The organism is Kribbella sp. NPDC006257, assembly GCF_040613535.1.
In the GTDB taxonomy this organism is placed as follows: domain Bacteria; phylum Actinomycetota; class Actinomycetes; order Propionibacteriales; family Kribbellaceae; genus Kribbella.
The window spans coordinates 1-19,808 of sequence record NZ_JBEXSJ010000058.1 but is presented as its reverse complement, the minus strand read 5'-3'; the positions used below and the strand labels follow the sequence as shown (position 1 = coordinate 19,808).

The following is a 19,808-nucleotide window of genomic DNA, read 5'->3' as shown; positions in this document are numbered from 1 at the left end:
TCCGGGCCGCCCCCCGACCCCGCCTTCCTTCCTTCCCCTGTCCTTTGGTCCCGGGGCTTTTTAATCACATGCGGGCTGTCGGTGGCGGCGCCTAGCCTGAGAGTCCTATGAAACAGCTACCTCTTGCCGATCCCGGTACGCCGGATCACCGTTCGCCTGCCCGCTATCTGTGGTGGGTGGCGCGCGGTCAGAAGAGCACGCTCCTGGGCGGGATGTCGTTCGGGATCCTGTGGATGGGGTCGCAGGCGTTCATCCCGGCGATCCTGGGCAAGGCCGTGGACCAGGGGGTCGCGGCGCGTGACGGTGAGCGGTTGCTGGTGTGGACCACCGCGCTGGCCGCGGTCGGCATCGTGCAGGCGCTGGCCGGGATCATGCGGCACCGGTTCGCCGTGTCGAACTGGCTCTCGGCGGCGTACCGGACGGTCCAGGTGGTCACCCGGAAGTCGGCCGACCTCGGCGCGACCCTGCCGAAGAACCTGGCCACCGGTGAGGTGGTCAGCATCGGCGCGGGCGACCTGTCCTACATCGGGAACCTGATGGAGGTCTGTGCCCGGTTCGCCGGTTCGATCGTCTCCTTCGTCGTGGTGGCCGTGATCCTGCTGCAGTCGTCGACCGTGCTCGGCCTGGTCGTGCTGATCGGCGTGCCGGTGATGCTGTTCGCCCTCGGCCCGATGCTGCGGCCGCTGCACAAGCAGCAGTTCGCCCAGCGCCAGGCGGTCGGCGAGCTGAACTCGCTCGGCTCCGACATCGTCTCCGGTCTGCGCGTACTGCGCGGCATCGGCGGCGAGGAGTCCTTCTCGCGCCGCTACCGCGAGGAGTCGCAGGAGGTCCGGCGGACCGGGGTGAAGGTGGCCCGGATCCAGTCCGTCCTGGACGCGACCCAGGTCCTGCTGCCCGGCATCTTCGTGGTGAGCGTCGTCGGGCTCGGTGCCCACTTCGCGCTGCGCGGCGAGCTGAGCGCAGGGACGCTGCTCGCCTTCTACGGCTACGCCATGTTCCTGGTGCTCCCGCTGCGGACCGCGACCGAGTTCGCCAACGCGCTGATGCGCGGTCTGGTCGCGGCCGGCCGGGTGAACCGGGTGCTGTCGCTGACCACCGACATCGTGGAGCCGGCCGAGCCGGTCCGGCTGCCCGACCGCGGCGACCTGGTCGACCCGGTCTCCGGCATCCGCGCGCGGAACGGGCTGCTGACCGCGATCGTCTCCGCCGAGGCCGACCGCGCCGCCGAACTGGCCGACCGCCTCGGCCGGTACGACGCGAGCAGCGAGGTCCGGTACGGCGGGGTGACGCTGGCCAGTGCGACCAGGGCCGACCTGCGCGACCGGATCCTGGTGAGCGACACGGGTACCCAGCTGTTCACTGGCACCCTGCGCGACGAACTGGACCCGGCGCACCGGCGTACGGACGAGGAACTGCTGGCAGCGATCCGTACGGCGTCCGCCGAGGACGTGTTGGTCGCGCTGCCGGACGGCCTCGACTCCGATGTCGAGGAGAAGGGCCGGTCGTTCTCCGGTGGGCAGCGGCAACGGTTGATCCTGGTCCGCGCGCTGTTGGCCGACCCGTCTGTGCTGGTGCTGGTGGAGCCCACCTCCGCAGTGGACGCGCACACCGAGATGCGGATCGCAGAACGGCTGGCGGATTACCGGGCCGGCCGGAGCACCGTCGTACTGACTTCCAGCCCGCTGCTGCTGGACCGCGTCGACGAGGTGATCTTCGTCGCCGCCGGAAGAGTGGTTGCTGTCGGCAAGCACCGGCAGCTGCTCGAGGAGCAACCGCAGTACCGCAACACCGTGACCAGGCAGACCGAGGACGAGGAGGTGCGCGCGTGAGACAGATCCTGCCCGTCGCGAGTTCCACCGACGTACGCCGGTATGCGCGCAGCCTCGCGCGACGCCACCCGCGGGCCCTCCTGATCGCACTGGGTCTGCACGCACTGGCCGCGGTGTCGGGGCTGATCGCGCCACGGTTGATCGGTGGGCTGGTCGAGGACGTTCAGAACGGCACGACCGCGAGCAAGGTCAACCAGGTGATCTTTGTGATCGCCGTGTTCGTGGTGGTCCAGTCGCTGCTCACCCGGTGGGCGCGGTATCGGTCGTTCGCGCTGGGTGAGCAGGTGCTCGCCGAGCTGCGCGAGGACTTCGTCGACAACGCGCTGGCGCTGCCGATCGGCACGGTGGAGAGTGCCGGCACGGGTGACCTGCTGACTCGTACGTCGCGGGACGTGGATGCGCTGTCGAAGACGGTGCGGCTGGCGATCCCGGAGACGATCGTGGCGTTCGTGACCGTGCTGTTCACGGTCGGCGCGGCAGTGCTCGTCGGTCCATGGGTGCTGCTGCCGCTGCTCGCGATGGTTCCGGTGCTCGCGTTGAGCACCCGGTGGTACCTGCGCTATGCCAAGGACGGGTATCTCCGCGAGAACGCGGCGTACGCGCAGATGACCAGCTCGCTGGCCGAGACGGTCGAGGGTGCTCGCACTGTCGAGGCGCTCCAGCGGTACGACCAGCGCGTGCGGCAGAGCGACAAGGACATCCGCGGTTCGTACGACGCCGAGCGGTACACGTTGGGCCTGCGGACCGTCTACTTCCCGGTGGTCGAGATCGGATACCTGGTGCCGATCGTCGGAACCCTGCTGTTCGGCGGCTGGCTGCACCTCGGCGGGCACGTCTCGCTCGGTGCTGTCACAGCCGGCGTGCTCTATGTGAACCAGCTGATCGATCCGGTGGACCGGTTGATCTCCTGGATGGACGAGCTGCAGATCGGTGGCGCCTCACTCGCCCGGCTGCTCGGCATCACCGACGTACCGGATGACCGGACGCCCTCCGGCCGGGAGCCGTCGGGTGAGGTGGTGGCGGCACGCGACGTGCGGTTCTCGTACGTCGACGGGCGCGATGTCTTGCACGGTGTGGATCTGACGGTTCAGCCGGGTGAGCGGATCGCCATGGTCGGGCCGTCCGGAGCGGGGAAGTCGACGCTCGGGCGGTTGGTCGCGGGCATCCATCCGCCACGCACCGGATCGGTGACGGTCGGCGGGGTCGGGATGACCGAGCTGCCGTTGGACGAGTTGCGCCAGCAGGTGGCGCTGGTGACGCAGGAGCACCACGTGTTCGTGGGCACGCTGCGCGACAATCTGGCGATGGCGAAATCGGATGCTTCGGATGAGGAGCTGTTGGCTTCGTTGGAAGCAGTCGATGCTCGGGAGTGGGCGTTGGCGTTGCCGGACGGTCTGGATACGCGAGTGGGGTCGGGGCAGCTCGCGTTGACGCCGGCTCAGGCGCAGCAGCTGGCGTTGGCCCGGCTGGTGCTGGCGGACCCGCACACGTTGGTGCTCGACGAGGCGACGTCGCTGATCGACCCGCGGGCGGCGCGGCATCTGGAGCGCTCGCTGGCCGCCGTACTGGAGGGCCGGACCGTGATCGCCATCGCTCACCGCCTCTACACGGCCCACGACGCCGACCGAGTCGCTGTAGTAGAAGACGGCCGCATCACCGAACTAGGCAGCCACGACGAGCTGGTAGCCCAAAACGGCTCCTACGCCGCCCTCTGGCGCTCCTGGCACGCCTAACCCCCACCCGTTCATTGGTCCCTTGTTCCCCGGCGTGTCCTCGTTCATCGGTCCTTGAAAACAAGTCTGGCCCACCTTGAGGGTGGGCCAGAGTTGTTTCATTTCCGGGTTGTTCGGCGGATGAGTAGGACTGCTGAATCGACGTGTGGCGGTGGGGTGAAAGCCTTGCGGGGAAGGCGAATCCCGATCGAAAGGTCGTAGTACCGGGTGGGGCGGGCCGTCCACCGGTTCACTACCGCGCGCTGCAGCACGAGGTCGGCCGAGACCAGGCGTGAGCCCGGCGCGAGCAACCTCTTCAGCAACGCGGTGGAGATACCGTACGGCGGACTGGAGACGACCCGGAACGGTCTGCGGGGCAACCGCAGATCGGCCGCGTCGGCGCGGACCACCGTCACCGGCGCGTCCGCGAACCGCCGGCGCAACCGGTCGGCCCGGCCGGGGTGGAGTTCCACGGCGACCACCTGAGCCCCGGCCCGGACCAGCGGCGCGGTCAACGCACCGAGGCCGGCTCCGACATCGAGGACGAGTTCCCCCGGAGTGATGCCGGCGGAGTCGACGATGCGCTGGGCCCAACGACTATCGAGCGGATGCCATCCCCAGGCACCCCGCGCCTGCCCGGAGCCGGGCACGACGGACCATCACGAAGTAGTTGATAGACATGGTCCGACTGTAGAGGCTGGAACTTCCTACGCTCAAAGGGTTTTCTTCGCCAGCGGTTTCCGGAGTGGCGCCCAGTTCCTCAGAGGCTTTCCGGAGTGGCGCCCAGTTCCTCAGAGGTTTTCCGGGGTGGCGTCGAGGGAGCGGACGGCGTCGCGGGTGCGCTCTTCGGCGAGCTCCAGCCGCGCCTTCTTCGCTGCCGACAGGTCCGGCTTCGCGAGCTCACGGCGTACGTCGAGAACGCGCACCGGAATCGTGTCGGTCACGAGCAACGGCAGATAGGCAGCCTGCTGGACCTTCCAGTGATCGCCGGTTCGTTCGAAGGTGAAGCGGACCAGCAGACCTTCCGCCTTGCGACTGTTCGGCTCGCGATGGGCGGCCGCAAGATTTCCGAGCCCGTAGACGACCCACTTGCCATCGATCTCCTGCATCGGCTGTACGACGTGAGCGTGGTGGCCGATGATGAGGTCGATGTTGCTATCGGCAAGGAGTTCGGCGGCGATCTTCTTCTGCTGCGGGTTGATCTTCTGCGAATACTCATCGCCCCAGTGACAGCTGACCACGACGATCTGCGCGCCCATCTCGCGCGCCTTCGCCGCCATCGCCTTGATGGCGGGCACCTCGAGTTTGCCGGCGCGCCAGGTCTCGCCGTTCGGGTACGGCAATCCGTTGAAGCCGAAGGTGTAGCTGAGCAGCGCGACCTTCACACCTTGTACTTGGACGATCGTGGGTGTCGCGGCTTCCTCGGGGGTTCTGGCCGTCCCCATGTGCCGGAGGCCGGCCTGGTCCATGGCGTCGAGGGTGCGGTCGACTCCCTTGGCGCCAGCGTCGAAGCTGTGGTTGCTGGCGGTCGAACACGCGTCGTACCCGGTCTGTTTGAGCGCGGCAAGGATCTGCGGCGGGCCCTGGAAGAGCGGGTATCCGGAGTACGGGCCGCCCTTCGGAGCGAGCGGGGTTTCGAGGTGGCAGATCGCCAGGTCGGCCGACTGGACGAGCGGTTTGACGCCGCTGAGGAGCGGCGCGAAGTCCCAGGTGCCGTTGGTGCCATCGCGCTTCGCGGTGGTCCAGAGGCGTTCGTGCAGGAGGACGTCGCCGGTCGCGACGAGGGTCAGCTTGTCGGGCGCTTTGCTTGGCTCGCTGCCCCCGCTCCGCTGGTTGTTGCCTTGGCTCTGCTTGCTGTTGTCCTGCTGCGCAGGCACATCTGCGCAACTGGACAACATGACCAGCGCCCCCACGCCGGCCAGCAACAACGGCAGGCGTCCCCGAATACCGCGCATCGTCTTCCCCCACTCAACCCCGGCAACCTGCTTGGAAGACGCCCTGCCAGGCAGAAAGGTTGGGTCTCGATCGGGTGACGGAAGGCAAACCCTCAGCGTGATAAAAGTACCGGTATAACTATCACGTGACGTTGAGGAAGAAGCTGATGGTCGAACTGAAGACGGCGAGCGATATCGAACAGATGCGCGCCGCCGGCAAGGTCGTCGCCGCCGCACTCACCGCGGTGAAGGCCGAAGCCACGATCGGCGTCTCGCTCCGCGAACTGGACGAGGTGGCGCGTGGCGTACTCCGGTCCGCCGGCGCCGTGTCGCTCTTCGACGGGTACCAGCCGGGGTTCGCGACCATCCCGTTCAGCGGCGTGATCTGTACGTCGGTGAACGACGCCGTGCTGCACGGGTTGCCGAGCGACCTGCGCCTCGCCGACGGTGATCTGCTGAACGTCGACTGCGGTGCTTCGATCGACGGCTGGTGCGCCGACTCCGCGACCAGCTTCGTCGTCGGCACGCCTACTGCTGAGGACCTCGAGCTGATCGCGACCACGGAAGAGGCGTTGGCTGCTGGTATCGCGGCCGCTGTTCCAGGTGCTCGTCTGGGTGACATCGGTGCGGCCATCGGCACGATCGGGCACCGGGCTGGTGTCGGCACGAACCTCGACTTCGGTGGGCATGGCATCGGGCGGCGGATGCACGAAGACCCGCACGTGCCGAACGGCGGGCCGCCCGGTCGCGGTCTCAAACTCCGCCCCGGGCACGTGATCGCCATCGAGCCTTGGTTCTGGCACGGCCCCGGCTCCACCTACGTCATCGACGACGACGGCTGGACCCTCCGCTCCGCCGACCACACCCGAGGAGCCCACGCCGAACACACCGTAGCCATCACCGAGTCAGGCCCCGAAATCCTCACCCAACGCTGATCTGCAGGGACCGGAGGAGGCGGGAGCACCGTGGCGGGAGCGCTGCGGCAGGCTAGAAGAGGGTGTCCTGGGATATGTCGGGGGTGATCGCCGGAACGGGGGCCCGGCGTTTGCGGGGTGGGCGGCGGAAGCGGGTGTGGGTGGGGTCTGGTTCGCCCCAGCCGGATTCTGAGCCGTTGCCCGGGGCGTCGACGATGCCTGGGGGTTTGAGTGGGGCGGGGTTCGAGCGGTGGCGGGATGATTTGCCGAAGCCGTGTTTGTCCAGCAGCGGCCGGACTTTGCCTTCGAAGGCTCGGTGGAAGCTCGGAGCCGCGTTGGTGCCGCGGGCATAGAGGGCTTCGTAGCGTTTGACCAGGTCCGGGCGTTCGTCGGCCAGCCAGCCCATGAACCATTCCTTGACACCGGGGCGCAGGTGCAGGACGAGGGTGGTGACGCCCGTCGCGCCGGCATCGGCCAACTGGGCAAAGAGATCATCGAGCTGATCTGCGGAGTCGGTCATCCACGGCAGCACCGGCGCAACCATCACCCCGCAGGGCAAGCCGGCTTCGCGAACGGCGCGGATCAGGTCCAGCCGGCCGCGCACCGACGGCACGCCCGGCTCCAGCGTCTTGCGCAACTCCTCGTCGCCGAGCGCAAGGGAGATGCCGATCCCCACCGGCACCCGTTCGGCGGCAGCCGTCAGCAGCGGCAGGTCGCGTTTGAGCAGCGTTCCCTTGGTGAGGATCGACAGCGGCGTACCGGAATCGGCCAGCGCCTCGATGATGCCCGGCAGCAGCCGATAGCGCCCCTCGGCCCGTTGGTACGGATCAGTATTGGTGCCGAGAGCAACTTGTTCACGACCCCAGGACGGTCGCGCGAGCTCACGGCGCAGTACGTCGGCGACGTTCGTCTTCACCACGATCTGCTGATCGAAGTCCAGCCCCTGGTCGAGTTCGAGATAGCGATGACTCGGCCGGGCGAAGCAGTAGCGGCAGGCGTGCGTGCAGCCGCGGTACGGATTGACGGTCCAGTTGAACGGCAGACCGGTGCCCGGCACCGAGTTCAGCGCGGACCGCGCGACCACCTCATGGAACGTCACGCCACGGAACTCCGGCGTCGTCACGCTCCGCACCAGACCCGCGATCAACCCGAGCCCCGGCAACGTCCCCGGAGTCTCCACGTCGATCTGCTGACCTGCCCATCGCATGAACGACAGTCGAACACATGTTCGGCCAGCTTTCAAGTCAGCCCGACATCTTCCACCCAGAAGTTTCGTGACCTAGAGTCACAATCACCGGGACCGGGGGGTTCGCAATGAAGGTCATCGCGCGGGGAATCATCGTGCTGCTCGCACTCAGCCTGACTGCGGCCTGCGACAACAACGACGACGACGGTCGGCCATCAACGCCGACGACAAGCTGGAGACTGCCACCACCGAGTTCGCCCACGCCGGCAGAACGCGCGACCTACCAGGTCCCGGATGCCGACTGCCCGACGAACTTCCATCACGGCCTTCTCATCGCCACCGAGACCCCTGCGGAGCTGCAGTACGTCGACAAGATCGTCGCCTGCACCACCGACCAAGGCACCGAGACCTACCTGCGGAACGAGAGCGACGCAGTCTGGACACTCCACAACACTCTGGACGCCAACTACTTCACCTGGTCCGACAGCGCGCGCATCAAGTCGTTCCGGAGCATCTTCGAGTCCGACCAGGTGCTGCTCACCCCGAAGGGTGTCATCACAGCCACCGTGCCACCGAGCGCATTGACCTGGTCGATCGACCTCCTGCACAGCCTCGACTGGGAGGCCCACGAGCTGTTCGCGGACAAGCTCGTGGAGTACGGCGAGCTGGCTCTGGTCCGCCAAGCTGGCCGCGTGCATCCGGCCGGTAAGGCGCTCGTTCAATGCACCTTGGCAATCCACGCCTATGGCAAAACCCTCGACGCGCTGGCCGAAGAAGACCTGACCGACGTGGTTTCCACCGGCCTTGCCACCGGTGTCGCCGGGAGCAAGTGCCGGCAGGAAGGAGCCAACCTGCGCCTCTCGAGCGACCCCAACCGTTCGATCGTGCTGACCGAGGACCTGGACCATCTCAAGAGTCAGACCAAGTTCCTCGAAACTTTCGAGACGCACTGGGGCCGAGCCACCCAGGGCAGCCGGGTCGTGAAGTTCTTCGGCCTCCTCCTTCGCCATACCTGACCGCTCACCTCCCGCAAGGCGCAAAAACAAAAGACAAGGGGAAGGAAGGAAAGCGTTGGGGGTTATGGCGTAGCGTGGCCCAGCCGGGGGGTGGACGAGAGGCTGGGGATGGGGAGCGAGAACTTTCAGGTCGATCTGCACGGGATCGTCGATCTGCTGAGCAATCATCTGTACAGCAGTCTGCGGGTCTACCTGCGGGAGCTGCTGCAGAACGCCGTCGACGCGATCACCGCGCGGCAGGCGAAAGAACCGGATGCGCCCGGGCGGATCGACGTACGGACCGGGCCGGGCGAGCTCAGCATCACCGACACCGGCATCGGCCTGCGGCCCGACGAGGTACGCGAGCTGCTGGCGACGATCGGGCGCAGCTCGAAACGGGACGAGATCGGCTTCGCGCGAACCGAGTTCCTCGGCCAGTTCGGCATCGGCCTGCTGTCCGCCTTCATGGTGTCGGACGAGATCGAAGTACTGACCCGGCCCACTGACGGCCCCACCACCAGATGGGTCGGTACGGCGGACGGCCGCTACTCGATCACCGAGGCAGCACCACAAACAGAAACCGGTACGACGGTGACGCTCACAGCGCGCCGTGGTGCCGAGCAGTGGTTCAAGCAGGCCACGGTCATCGAGCTGATCAAGCTCTTCGGCGCGCTCCTCCCCCTGGAGATCCGTGTCGACGGCGAGCAGGTCACCGAAGGCAAGGCGCCCTGGGAGAGCACCGGCGCGACCCAACGCGCCGAGCTCGTCGGGTATGCGCAGGACAAGCTCGGCTTCACCCCGTTCGATGTGATCCCACTCAGCAATCCGGGAGCCGGGCTGACCGGCGTCGCCTTCGTGCTGCCCTTCGCCGCGAACCCGGCCGAGCGCGCCACCCACCGCGTGTACCTCAAGCGCATGCTGCTGGCCGAAGGTGTCGAAGGACTGCTGCCCGACTGGGCCTTCTTCGTCCGGGCCGTGATCGACACCTCCGAACTCCGCCCGACGGCGAGCCGCGAGGCACTCTTCGACGACGGCAACCTGGAGATGACCAGGGCGGCCCTCGGCGCGCAGCTCAGAGGCTGGCTGGTCCGCCTCGGCAGCACCGATCCGCAGAAACTGGACCGTTTCCTCGGCATCCACCAGCTCGGCGTGAAGGCGCTCGCGCTGCACGACGACGAGATGCTGCGGCTGGTCCACCGCTGGCTCAGGTTCGAGACGAACCACGGCCGGATGACCTCGGCGGAGCTGCACGAGCGCACCAACGAGATCCGGTACGTCGCCACGATCGAGGAGTTCCGCCAGCTGGCCGCGGTCGCCGCTGCCCAGCAGCTCACCGTCGTGAACGGCGGCTACACCTACGACACCGAGCTGCTCGAACGGCTGCCCGAGGTGGTCCCCGGCCTCACCGTCAGCCGGTTCGACCCGACCGAGCTGAGCACCAGCTTCGACAGTCTGGCCCCGGAGACCGAGCTCGAACTGCGGCCGTTCGTCCGGCTCGCCCAGGAGGCCCTCGACGCGGTCGGCTGCGAGGTCGTCGTACGGGCGTTCGATCCGGCCGGGCTGCCCGCGATCTACCTGGTCGACCGGTCCGCGCAGTTCGCCGCCGAGTTGCGTTCCACCAAGAGCAAGGCGGACGCGCTCTGGTCCGAGGTGCTCGGCGCGCTCGACACCCACGACGACAGCCGCCCGCAGCTCGTCCTGAACCACCGCAGTCCACTCGTACGCCGGATGGCCGGCCTCGTCGATCCCGAACTCGCGCGCCTCGCGGTCGAAGGGCTCTACGGGCACGCCCTGATGCTCGGCTACCACCCGATCAGCCCGGCGGACTCCGCACTGGTGAACCGCTCCTTCCTCGGCCTGCTCGACCAGGCTGTCCCGAACCAGGAGGATCCGCGATGACCGAAGACGAGCTGATCGAGCGGCTCAACGCGGCGATGAGTACGCCGTACGGGAAAGCGCGTTCGGCCTTGCTGGAGGACGTCGTACGCCGGGCCGACGCGTCCACCCACCAGGAGCTGGCCTTCTATGCGCGGCTCGTCCTGGTGACCGCGTACATCATGGGTGCGGAGCCGCGGAAGTCGCTGGTGCCGTTCACGCGGTGTGTCACCGACTGGGATGCGGACCCGGCGAAGTACCAGGCGCATGAGCACACGTTCTTGTGGTGCTTCAAGTACGTGCCGAGCACGCTCTCGAAGTTTCCAGAGGTGTCGCTCGACCAGACGTACGCAGTAGTGGACGACATGGAGCGACGCTGGCGTGCCGGTGGGCACAGCATGCAAACCGTGCACCATTATCGCTGGCTGGTCGCGGACCACATCGGTGACGCGGCGACAGCGGCCGAGGAGTTCCGGCTCTGGTCGACCACACCGCGCGACGACTTGTCGGACTGCATCGGGTGCGACCCGACAGCGAAGGCTCAGCACCTGATCGAGGTCGGGCAGCCGGCCGAAGCAGTGGCGCTCGCGGCCGGCGTACTGGACGGCCAGCTGACCTGCAACGAGCAGCCGCAGCAGATGCTGACCGCGCTGCTCCCCGCTTATGTTGCCGAAGGCATGTACTCCGAAGCGGCCGAGGCGCATCGCCGGGCCTACCGCAAGCTGCGGAGTCTTCCCGGCGAACTGGCGACGTACGCCGATCACATCATCTTCTGCGCCCGCACCGGCAACGAGACCCGCGCGGTCGAGTTGATCGAGCGGCATCTGGGTGAGCTGGCCGATCCGCCGACGACGTTCGCCGAGATGCGGTTCGCGGCCGCGGCGGCGCTGGCGCTGAGCCGGGTCGACCTGATGATCCGGCGGCCTCAGGAGACCGACATCGCCTCGGGTGAGTTGTCCGCCCAGTTGGCGGCGAGAGCACTGGAGTTGGCGGCGCAGTTCGACGTACGGAACTCGACCGGCCATCAGAGTGCCGTGATCCGCTCGATCCTCGACGCCGAGCCGTGGGTGGAGTATCTCCCGTTGTCCGAGACCGCGCGGCGCGCCTATGTCCGCGCCCAGGCGTCGGCACCTGTCTCCGAAGAAGTGGTTGCCGTGGGCCCCGATCCGGTCGGCAGCGGCTGGCTCGACAAGGCCGAGGAGGACTGGCAGAACGACCGTCGCGACCAGGCGATCGCCGCCTGGCAAGCTTTCGCTGACGAGGTGCCCGAACAGGAGCGTTCCAAGCTCGACCAGGCCCGTCTGCTGGACGGCCGAGGGCTGTCATTGCTGGGCCAGGGTGAAGCGGCGCTCGACGCCTGGCGCGAGGCGCTTGCCTTGTACGCCGAACTCGGCGAGGAGGTCCGGTTGCTCCGCGACCGCGGCCGGATCGCCAGGGCGCTCGGCGAGCTCGGGCAGATCGCGGAGGGGCTGGCGACCGGTGAGGAGCCGCTGCGCCGGCTGATCGCGAACGACGAGCCACGACGCCGCGGAGGCTGGCAGTACTCGCTCGCGACGTTGCTCGCGCAGGCTGACCGAGTCGAGGAAGCCCTGCAGGAGTTGGCGAATCTCCGTTCGGCACCGGACACCGAGGACGAGTTGCGCGCGGCCGCTGGGATCCTGCAGTGCAACCTGCTCGTCCCGCTCGAGCGGCTGGAAGAGGCGGAGAGTGCGGCGACGGCCGGCCTCGCGACGAAGCACGACGTACCGAGGTCCTTCACCTATCGCCAGCGCGGCTGGATCCGGATCGCGCTGGATCGTCCGGACGAGGCCGTCCCCGATCTCGAGGAAGCGATCGCGCTGGCGATCGGCGATCCCGACGCCGAGATCCACATCGGACTCTGCCGCCTCGAGCTCGCCCGTGCCTACCTCTTCACGGGCCGCGCGCTGGAGGCCGCCGAGACCGGCGAAGAGGCACTGCCCGTACTGCGGGATCCGGCGCTCGCGAGCTTCGAGGCCGACGTCCGCGGCGTACTGATGGATGCTTATCGGGCGCTCGGTGAACTCGACCAGGCACTCGCGCAGGTCCGGACACTGCTCGCCGCTACACCCGAGGATGTACATCCGCAGTGGCTCGGCAATCTCCGGCAGGACGAGGGTCTGCTGCTCGAACGGATGGACCGCGACAAGGAGGCGGTCGATGTGTTCCTCGCGGCCGCCGAGCACTTCGAGACCGCCGAGCTGCCGGTGGCCTATGTCCAGGCGGTCCGGTTGGCTGCTCAGTCCGCGCGGTACTCCGGTGACTTCGACCTGGTGGTCCAGTTGCTCGACCGGGCCCGTCCGGTACTCGAATCGCTTCCGTCGGCCGACGAGTCCGTGCTGTTCCAGCAGGCGGGGATCCACTGGGACCTGGCGATCCTGAAGATGCAGCAGGGTTCGGTGGAGGAAGCCCTCGCCGAGGCGCGCAGTGCAGCGCAGTACTACGAACGCGGCGGCTACGAGGGTCAGTTGACCAATGCCAGGCTGCTGATCGCCGAGCACGGCACTACCGACGAGGCGATGCTGCAGGAGATCTTCGAAGGTCTGCCGACCGGCGACGAGTCCTGGTACCGCGCCGGCTGGCTCCTGGTCGATCGCCTCCGCACTCTCGGCCGTCCGGCAGACGCCGACGCGCTGGAGAACCGCCTACAGGCCTGAGCGACACACTTGAGTCTGTGCCGGACAGGTTCGGAGTATGACCAACAGTTCCGAGGCGCGGTTCAGTGCGCTCTACCAGGCCTCCTATGCCGACCTGGTCAGGTTCGCTCAGCGCCGGGTCGAACACAGTCACGCCGAGGACGTCGCTGCCGAGACGTTCCTGGTGGCCTGGCGACGGCTGGACGACGTACCGGATGATCCCCTCGACGCCCGCGCTTGGCTCTTCGGGGTCGCTCGCCACACGCTCATGAACACCCGACGCGGCTCGGACCGGCGGCGTGCGCTCGCCGTACGGCTGGCCGCGATCACCTCGGGCGCGACTGACGGTGACGCGGATCTGGTGATCCAGCAGGTCGACCTGACCACGGCCTGGAACCAGCTGTCGGAGATCCACCAGGAGGCGCTCGCCCTCGCCGTACTGGACGGTCTCGCGGCTCCGCAGGCCGCGGTGGTGCTGGGGATCTCGCCGGTCGCGTTCCGGTTGCGGCTCAGCCGCGCCCGGCGCGCGCTGCGAGCACGCCTCGACCACCTGCCCGAACCCACACCCTCTCTGGCCGAAAGGCACTCCTGATGATGATCACCGACGAATTCCCCGTACTACGGACGCTCGACCCCGCCGATCGCGAGATCGACCCGAACAGCCCCCGGGCCCGCGCGGATCTCGAGCGCATCCTGGCCAGCGACCCCGGCGTACCGGCGACCGGTCTCCGGAAGAGTCGCCGCCGCGAGTTCTCCTTCGCGGTCGGGGCGGTCGCCGCGGCCACGGTTGCCGCGATGGTGCTGCCCTCCGCACTCGGCGGCGACAAGGCCTTCGCCACCTGGACCGCGACCCCGAGCGGGTTGTCGGCATCGGAGCGGGCGGACGCCGCGAGCTCCTGCCGCGACGTACGGAAGTCTGCGGGCTACGCCGATCAACTGAAGTCGGCCGGTACGGCGATCGCGGAGAAGCGCGGCGCCTGGACGCTCGTCGTACTGGCGGGCCAGAACGGTTTCTCGGCGCTCTGCATCACCGACGAATCGACCCGGTTCTTCAAATCGAACTTCGGCTCGGTCGGTACCGCGGTGGATGTCGACCGCCCGAACAGCCGCGGCCTGTCCGCCACCGACCTCGGCACCGGCTCGATCGACGGCCACGACCTGTCCGTCGCCGTCGGCACCGCCAGCCCTGACGTCACCTCGGTCACCTACACGAGCCCCACCCGAGGCACCGTCGCCGCCACCATCGGCGGCGGCCACTTCGCCCTCTGGCTCCCCGGCAACGAAGTGTCCTCAAAGGGCACTCCTGTGCACGCCACCTATCGCGACGGCACCTCAGCCACGGTCGTCCTGTCCCTCTGAAGCTATCGTCGCCGGATGACCGACGAGCTACCCAAGTTCGAGTTCGCCTTCCCGGGCCCGCTCCGCGACCAACTGGTCGCGGCGGTCCTGGACGGCTCCAAGACGACCACCACGGGCCTGGTCGCCGACTACGAACACGAAGGCGACCCCCTCCCGACCGCCGGCGACCGCTCGGTCGTCGTCGACTCCTCGGATCACCCGGTCGCCGTGATCGAACTGACCGAGGTCCGGATAGTCCCCCTCGGCCAGGTAGACCTCCAACACGCCATCGACGAAGGCGAAGGCGACACCACCCTCACCACCTGGCGCCAGAACCACGAGTCCTTCTGGCACAGCCCAGAAATGCGCGCCGTCCTCTCCGACCCCACCTTCACCGTCGACGACACCACCCTCGTGGTCCTCCAACGCTTCCAGGTGATCGAGCACCTCGGCTGATGGCCCTGCCCAGGAAACTGGGGTGTCGGACAGGTAATAGCCGCAGTTTCTTGTCCATGCCAGCTACCTGGCTACTCCCACTCGATGGTGCCTGGGGGTTTGCTGGTGATGTCTACGGTGACTCGGTTGATCTCGTCGACCTCGTTGGTGATGCGGGTGGAGATCTTTTCGAGTACCTCGTACGGGAGGCGGGCCCAGTCGGCGGTCATGGCGTCTTCGCTGGTGACCGGGCGGAGTACGACGGGGTGTCCGTAGGTGCGGCCGTCGCCCTGGACGCCGACCGACCGGACGTCGGCCAGCAGGACGACCGGTAACTGCCAGATGTCGCGGTCCAGCCCGGCCGCGGTCAGCTCGGTGCGGGCGATCAGGTCGGCCGCGCGGAGGATCTCCAGCCGGTCCTTGGTGACCTCGCCGATGATCCGGATCGACAGCCCGGGCCCGGGGAACGGGTGCCGGTAGACCAGCGTCTCCGGGAGACCCAAAGCGATCCCGAGTTCCCGCACCTCGTCCTTGAACAGCGTCCGGAGCGGCTCGATCAGCGAGAACTGCAGGTCGTCCGGCAGCCCGCCGACGTTGTGGTGCGACTTGATGTTCGCCGTACCGGTCCCGCCGCCCGACTCGACCACATCCGGGTAAAGCGTCCCCTGCACCAGGAATTCGATGTGCCGGTCCGCATCCAGCTTGCGAGCGGTCGCCTCGAAGGTCCGGATGAACTCGCGTCCGACGATCTTCCGCTTCTGCTCCGGATCGGTCACCCCCGCCAGCGCGCCCAGGAACTGATCCTCAGCGTCGACCACCTCGAGCCGCGTCCCGGTGGCAGCGACGAAGTCCTTCTCGATCTGGTCCGACTCACCCGACCGCTGCAGCCCGTGGTCGACATACACACAGGTCAGCTGATCGCCGATCGCCTTGCTGACAAGGGCTGCGGCCACAGCCGAGTCCACCCCGCCGGACAGCGCGCAGAGCACCTGCTTGTCACCGACCTGCTGGCGGATCAGCTCGACCTGCTCGTCGACCACGTTCGTCGTCGTCCAGTCGCCGCTGCAACCCGCGATGTCGTAGAGGAAGTGCTCGAGCACGGCCTGCCCGGCCTGCGAGTGCAGCACCTCCGGGTGCCACTGGACGCCGGCGAGCTTGCTGTCCAGGTTCTCGAACGCGGCCACCGGCGCGCCCGACGAAGCAGCCAGTACTTCGAAGCCGACCGGCGGCGCGTGCACCGCGTCACCGTGCGACATCCAGACGTTCAGCTCGGCGGGGATCCCGGCGAGCAGGGTGCCCGCCTCGCCCACGGTGACCGGCGTCCGGCCGAACTCGCGCAGTCCCGTACGGCGTACGTCGCCGCCCAGGGTCTGCGCCATCGCCTGGAACCCGTAGCAGATCCCGAAGGCCGGCACCCCCGCCTCGAACAGCGCCGAATCGACCCGCGGCGCCCCCTCGGCGTACACCGACTGCGGCCCGCCGGAGAGGATGATCGCCTTCGGCCGACGGGCCAGCAGCTCCTCGACCGGCATCGACGACGGCACGATCTCGGAGTACACCTTCGCCTCGCGCACCCGCCGCGCGATCAACTGCGCGTACTGCGCCCCGAAGTCGACGACCAGAACCAGCTCATGCTCAGTCACGCCCAAAGGGTATCGGTGCAGGTCAGCAAGGCTGTAATCGCTCATTCGTTGTGCAGGACCTCGGCGATGGTGAGATTGGCGGCGGAGCGGGCCGGGAGGAAGGCTCCGAGGGCCGAGATCGCGATGCCGGCGAGGACGAGCAGCGCGAGCAACGGGAGCGGGAACACGTCGAGCATGAAGCCGGGGATCTCGACCTGGGCGCCGTTGGCCATGGCCGGGACGACCAGGCGGTGGGCGACGATGCCGAGTGGGATGCCCAGGAGACCGCCGAGTGTGCCGAGCGCGGCCATGGACGTCACCACCATCACCACGACCTGGGCGGGCGTCATGCCGATCGACTTCAGCATCCCGAGGTCCCGGCGGCGTTCGCGGGTGTTGAGGACGACGGTGTTGAAGACGCCGAGCGCGGCCACCGTCCCCAGCATCAGGGTCAGCAGTACGACGGTCGCCAGGACGATCGCGACGAAGCTGCCCGCCTCCTGACCGGGAGTCTCGATCAACCCCGAGTCGCCGACCTGCACTGCCTTGACGTAGCTGTCCAGGTCCGTGCCCGGCTTCACGTTGATCTCGTACAGCGAGGCCCGCAGACCCGGTGCGACCAGTGCCAGCGTCTGCCAGTTCGACAACACCTCGTCGCCCGAGTTGTAGAGCGCCTTCCCGACGATCCGCACCTGAACGCTCTTGCCCTTCGACTGCAAGGCGATCGTGTCGCCTACCGCCAGCGCGCGCTGGCGAAGGAACCGCTCGGACACGACCACCTGCCCCGGCCCGTCGAACCACCGCCCGTCGAGAATCCGATAGCCGAGCTGCGCGAAGTCCCCGCGATAGAAGGACACCCGCAGATCCGTATTCGTCCCGGCCAGCCGCATCTGAAGCTCGGTGCTCGCAGTCACCGACGAAGCGCCCGGAGTCGATCGCAGCAAGGCCTCGTCCTCCGCATCAGTCAGCTTTGCAGCGGGAGGCGCACCCGCACCTTCGGGCGGCGGACCGTTCTCGCGGGTTCCCGCGAACATCGCCAGGTCAACAGCACCGACCCGGCTCGCAGCAGTCTGGTAGGTGGTCAACGACTTCCCGAGTCCGACCGCCAGCGTCACGCTGGTGACCCCGAGCACGACGGCCGCCAGCGTCAACGCCGTACGCGCTGGTCTGGCAAACGGAAGCCCGAGGCCAAGGCTCACCGACCGCGGCAGCCGCGTGCCGCTCAGCCACCGCTGCACCCGCAGCCCACGCCCGGCCCGCGGCGCACTACCTGCGCTGATCGCCTCAGCCGCCGAGAGACTGCGCGCTCGTAGCGCAGGAACCAGAGCGGACAGCGCCACCAGCGCCGGTACGCCGAGCATCGTGGCCACGTCCACCCAGATCGGTACGCCGACGCCGCCCGCGCCGTAGTTCTCGAAAGCCCTTGTCAGCAAGGACTCCGCGAGCACGTTGCCCAGCACAGTGCCGATGGCGCAACCGACGATCGCCGGGATGGACACCATCGCCAGATAGACCGTCATTACCTGTGTAGGCGTGAAACCCAAAGCCTTGAGTACGCCGATGTGCTTGAAGCCGGACACCACAGCGCCACTGACCACGTTGGCCACGATCAGTACGGCGACCGCCAGCCCCAGCCAGCCGAACACCATCAGGAACGGCACGAACGTATTCGGTTCGCCGGTCGCGAGCGCCCGCAGCTGAAGGTAGGACTGAGAACCCACCAGCGCACCGGACGGCAGACCGGCGACCACCGCGGACTGACCAGCCGACACCTGCTCGTTGGTTGCGGCCTGGGCGAAGCGGTAGAGCATCTGCGTGGACGTCGGCTTCAACGACGTCATCTGTGCCGGCGCGACCCAGGCATCAGCCGATCCGCTCACGCTGTAGGCGAACCCGACGATGGTCAGCCGGTGACTGCCGCCCACGGTGACCGTCCCACCCAGCGTCGGCGTACCGCGCCCTTCGGAGTCGGTCGGATTCCGGTTCAGCACGATCTCGCCCGGCTTGTCCGCCCAATGTCCCTTCCAGACGTTGAGCCGGTCGACGGTGCCGCCGGGGTCCGCACGTCCCACCACTACCAGAGACGTCTGTGGTCCACCGGAGTCCAGGTCGAGCGTCGCCTGGCCGAACGGCCCGGCCACGGCGGCGGCACTCCGCGCCGCCTCGGTGAGCTGGCTGTCGCTGACCTTGGTCCGGTCGTACGACGCGACCAGGTGGGCACCGCTCTGCCGCGCGTACGCCTGGTCGAACGGACCACTCGACGCCGCCAGCAGTCCCAGCGCCACGACGATCATCGTGGTGGACAGCATCACGACCACTCCGATGACCACGGTCTGCATCCGGCGCCGGCGTACCGCTGCTCGCGATACCGGCCACACCGCGCTCACAACGCACGCTCCAGGCTGCGCTCGCCCGCGATCTGCCCGTCCACGAAATCGATCACGCGGCTGGCGCACCGGGTCGCGAGTTGCTGGTCGTGCGTCACCAGCAGCAGCGTCTGGCCGATCTGGTTGAGGTCCAGCAGGAGGTCCATGACCTGCTCGCCGGCGCGGGTGTCCAGTGCACCGGTCGGCTCGTCGGCCAGCAGCACCGCCGGCCGGTTCATCAGCGCCCGGGCGATGGCGACGCGTTGCCGCTCGCCGCCGCTCAGCTGCGCCGGGTAGATGTTGCGGCGGTCGGCGATGCCGAGCTCGTCGAAGAGTTCCTCGGCGCGCTTGCGGGCGGCCGAGGCCGGCGTACCGGTCAGCTGCGAGGCCAGTGCGACGTTGTCGAGCGCCGACAGGTCGTCGAGCAGGTTGAAGAACTGGAAGATCATGCCGATCCGCCGGCGCCGGTACAGCGCCAGGCCCTTCTCGTCGAGCTTGCCCAGGTCATCGCCGTGCACCACGACGGACCCCGAGGTCGGCCGGTCCAGCCCGGCGACCATGCTGAGCAGCGTGGACTTGCCACTGCCGGACGGTCCCATCACCGCGACCGCCTCGCCGGCGCGGATCTCCAGCGACACCCCGTCCAGTGCAACGGAGTCGCCATACTCTTTGCGTACGTCGGTGAGCCGTACGACCGCCTGTCCGTTGCCTTCGTCATCCGTCATGCGTTCACGCTAGGACCGCCGGGCCGCGCCGGACGTCAGCCTGCCGGTGTAATGTCCGCGCCCGGTCATCCCGGAGATGTACGGCGTGGCCCTCGCGGATGATGCGAAATCCCGAGCGCCACTGGGACAGTGGTTCCTGTGACTACGATCTGGCTGCTCGTCGCCCTGGTGGCCTGCCTGGCCGCCGTGGCGCTCGCGGCGGCCCTCGTCCGGGCGCGACGGG

The 19,808-nt window shown here is 68.1% G+C and carries 15 protein-coding genes; 9 read left to right on the top strand and 6 right to left on the bottom strand.

The window, feature by feature from the left end:
• The first annotated feature begins 107 nt into the window (after positions 1–107).
• Together ABZ004_RS39015 and ABZ004_RS39010 are read left to right on the top strand one after the other, a co-directional pair.
• A complete protein-coding gene (locus tag ABZ004_RS39015; protein WP_355687117.1) occupies positions 108–1,829 on the top strand; it encodes an ABC transporter ATP-binding protein in 1,722 nt (573 codons plus the stop codon).
• Positions 1,826–3,562 carry an ABC transporter ATP-binding protein gene (locus ABZ004_RS39010; protein ID WP_355687115.1) on the top strand — a complete coding sequence of 579 codons (1,737 nt, stop codon included), beginning with the start codon at positions 1,826–1,828 and terminating at the stop codon, positions 3,560–3,562. The genes ABZ004_RS39015 and ABZ004_RS39010 overlap by 4 nt, the downstream gene beginning before the upstream one ends.
• Before the next feature lie 98 nt (positions 3,563–3,660).
• Here ABZ004_RS39010 and ABZ004_RS39005 read toward each other — a convergent pair whose 3' ends face one another.
• A complete protein-coding gene (locus ABZ004_RS39005; protein ID WP_355687113.1) occupies positions 3,661–4,191 on the bottom strand; it encodes an rRNA adenine N-6-methyltransferase family protein in 531 nt (176 codons plus the stop codon).
• A gap of 141 nt (positions 4,192–4,332) precedes the next feature.
• Positions 4,333–5,496: a CapA family protein gene (locus tag ABZ004_RS39000; protein ID WP_355687111.1), complete on the bottom strand. Its 1,164-nt coding sequence runs from the start codon at positions 5,494–5,496 to the stop codon at positions 4,333–4,335.
• A gap of 146 nt (positions 5,497–5,642) precedes the next feature.
• On the opposite strand from ABZ004_RS39000, the gene map reads away from it, so the two are divergent.
• Positions 5,643–6,410: a type I methionyl aminopeptidase gene (gene map / locus ABZ004_RS38995; protein WP_355687153.1), complete on the top strand. Its 768-nt coding sequence runs from the start codon at positions 5,643–5,645 to the stop codon at positions 6,408–6,410.
• A 52-nt stretch (positions 6,411–6,462) separates the two neighbouring features.
• Here the strand turns inward: map and ABZ004_RS38990 are convergent, their stop codons facing one another.
• Positions 6,463–7,596, bottom strand: coding sequence for an Rv2578c family radical SAM protein (locus tag ABZ004_RS38990; RefSeq protein WP_355687109.1), 1,134 nt, complete (start codon positions 7,594–7,596; stop codon positions 6,463–6,465).
• Positions 7,597–7,703: 107 nt separating this feature from the next.
• Here ABZ004_RS38990 and ABZ004_RS38985 point away from each other — a divergent pair, with 107 nt between their 5' ends.
• From ABZ004_RS38985 to ABZ004_RS38960, 6 genes are all read left to right on the top strand, one after another.
• Complete coding sequence (locus tag ABZ004_RS38985) at positions 7,704–8,591, top strand: hypothetical protein (RefSeq protein ID WP_355687108.1); 888 nt, start codon at positions 7,704–7,706, stop codon at positions 8,589–8,591.
• Between the two features lie 90 nt (positions 8,592–8,681).
• The gene (locus tag ABZ004_RS38980) at positions 8,682–10,469 is read left to right on the top strand and encodes an HSP90 family protein (protein ID WP_355687106.1); all 1,788 of its coding nucleotides are present in this window, start codon (positions 8,682–8,684) and stop codon (positions 10,467–10,469) included.
• Positions 10,466–13,120, top strand: coding sequence for a hypothetical protein (locus ABZ004_RS38975; RefSeq protein WP_355687105.1), 2,655 nt, complete (start codon positions 10,466–10,468; stop codon positions 13,118–13,120). The genes ABZ004_RS38980 and ABZ004_RS38975 overlap by 4 nt, the downstream gene beginning before the upstream one ends.
• Before the next feature lie 37 nt (positions 13,121–13,157).
• Positions 13,158–13,691: a sigma-70 family RNA polymerase sigma factor gene (locus ABZ004_RS38970; protein WP_355687103.1), complete on the top strand. Its 534-nt coding sequence runs from the start codon at positions 13,158–13,160 to the stop codon at positions 13,689–13,691.
• A gap of 2 nt (positions 13,692–13,693) precedes the next feature.
• Entirely contained in the window at positions 13,694–14,458 is a 765-nt protein-coding gene (locus ABZ004_RS38965) for a hypothetical protein (protein WP_355687101.1), read from the top strand.
• 15 nt (positions 14,459–14,473) lie between these two features.
• On the top strand, positions 14,474–14,893 hold the full coding sequence (locus tag ABZ004_RS38960; protein ID WP_355687100.1) for an ASCH domain-containing protein: 420 nt from the start codon (positions 14,474–14,476) through the stop codon (positions 14,891–14,893).
• Positions 14,894–14,964: 71 nt separating this feature from the next.
• Here the strand turns inward: ABZ004_RS38960 and guaA are convergent, their stop codons facing one another.
• From guaA to ABZ004_RS38945, 3 genes are read right to left on the bottom strand one after another with little or no spacing between them, the layout of a single operon-like run.
• Positions 14,965–16,560, bottom strand: coding sequence for a glutamine-hydrolyzing GMP synthase (guaA, locus tag ABZ004_RS38955; RefSeq protein WP_355687099.1), 1,596 nt, complete (start codon positions 16,558–16,560; stop codon positions 14,965–14,967).
• A complete protein-coding gene (locus tag ABZ004_RS38950; RefSeq protein WP_355687098.1) occupies positions 16,557–18,881 on the bottom strand; it encodes an FtsX-like permease family protein in 2,325 nt (774 codons plus the stop codon). Before ABZ004_RS38950 ends, guaA begins: the two co-directional genes overlap by 4 nt.
• Positions 18,878–19,585 carry an ABC transporter ATP-binding protein gene (locus tag ABZ004_RS38945; protein ID WP_355687096.1) on the bottom strand — a complete coding sequence of 236 codons (708 nt, stop codon included), beginning with the start codon at positions 19,583–19,585 and terminating at the stop codon, positions 18,878–18,880. The genes ABZ004_RS38950 and ABZ004_RS38945 overlap by 4 nt, the downstream gene beginning before the upstream one ends.
• Between the last annotated feature and the right edge of the window lie 223 nt (positions 19,586–19,808).

Coding starts and splice junctions, on each gene's coding strand:
- ABZ004_RS39015 (WP_355687117.1), top strand. CDS start 108: ATGAAACAGCTACCTCTTGCCGATCCCGGTACGCCGGATCACCGTTCG.
- ABZ004_RS39000 (WP_355687111.1), bottom strand. CDS start 5,496: ATGCGCGGTATTCGGGGACGCCTGCCGTTGTTGCTGGCCGGCGTGGGG.
- map (WP_355687153.1), top strand. CDS start 5,643: ATGGTCGAACTGAAGACGGCGAGCGATATCGAACAGATGCGCGCCGCC.
- ABZ004_RS38990 (WP_355687109.1), bottom strand. CDS start 7,596: ATGCGATGGGCAGGTCAGCAGATCGACGTGGAGACTCCGGGGACGTTG.
- ABZ004_RS38985 (WP_355687108.1), top strand. CDS start 7,704: ATGAAGGTCATCGCGCGGGGAATCATCGTGCTGCTCGCACTCAGCCTG.
- ABZ004_RS38975 (WP_355687105.1), top strand. CDS start 10,466: ATGACCGAAGACGAGCTGATCGAGCGGCTCAACGCGGCGATGAGTACG.
- ABZ004_RS38970 (WP_355687103.1), top strand. CDS start 13,158: ATGACCAACAGTTCCGAGGCGCGGTTCAGTGCGCTCTACCAGGCCTCC.
- ABZ004_RS38965 (WP_355687101.1), top strand. CDS start 13,694: ATGATCACCGACGAATTCCCCGTACTACGGACGCTCGACCCCGCCGAT.
- ABZ004_RS38960 (WP_355687100.1), top strand. CDS start 14,474: ATGACCGACGAGCTACCCAAGTTCGAGTTCGCCTTCCCGGGCCCGCTC.
- guaA (WP_355687099.1), bottom strand. CDS start 16,560: ATGAGCGATTACAGCCTTGCTGACCTGCACCGATACCCTTTGGGCGTG.
- ABZ004_RS38945 (WP_355687096.1), bottom strand. CDS start 19,585: ATGACGGATGACGAAGGCAACGGACAGGCGGTCGTACGGCTCACCGAC.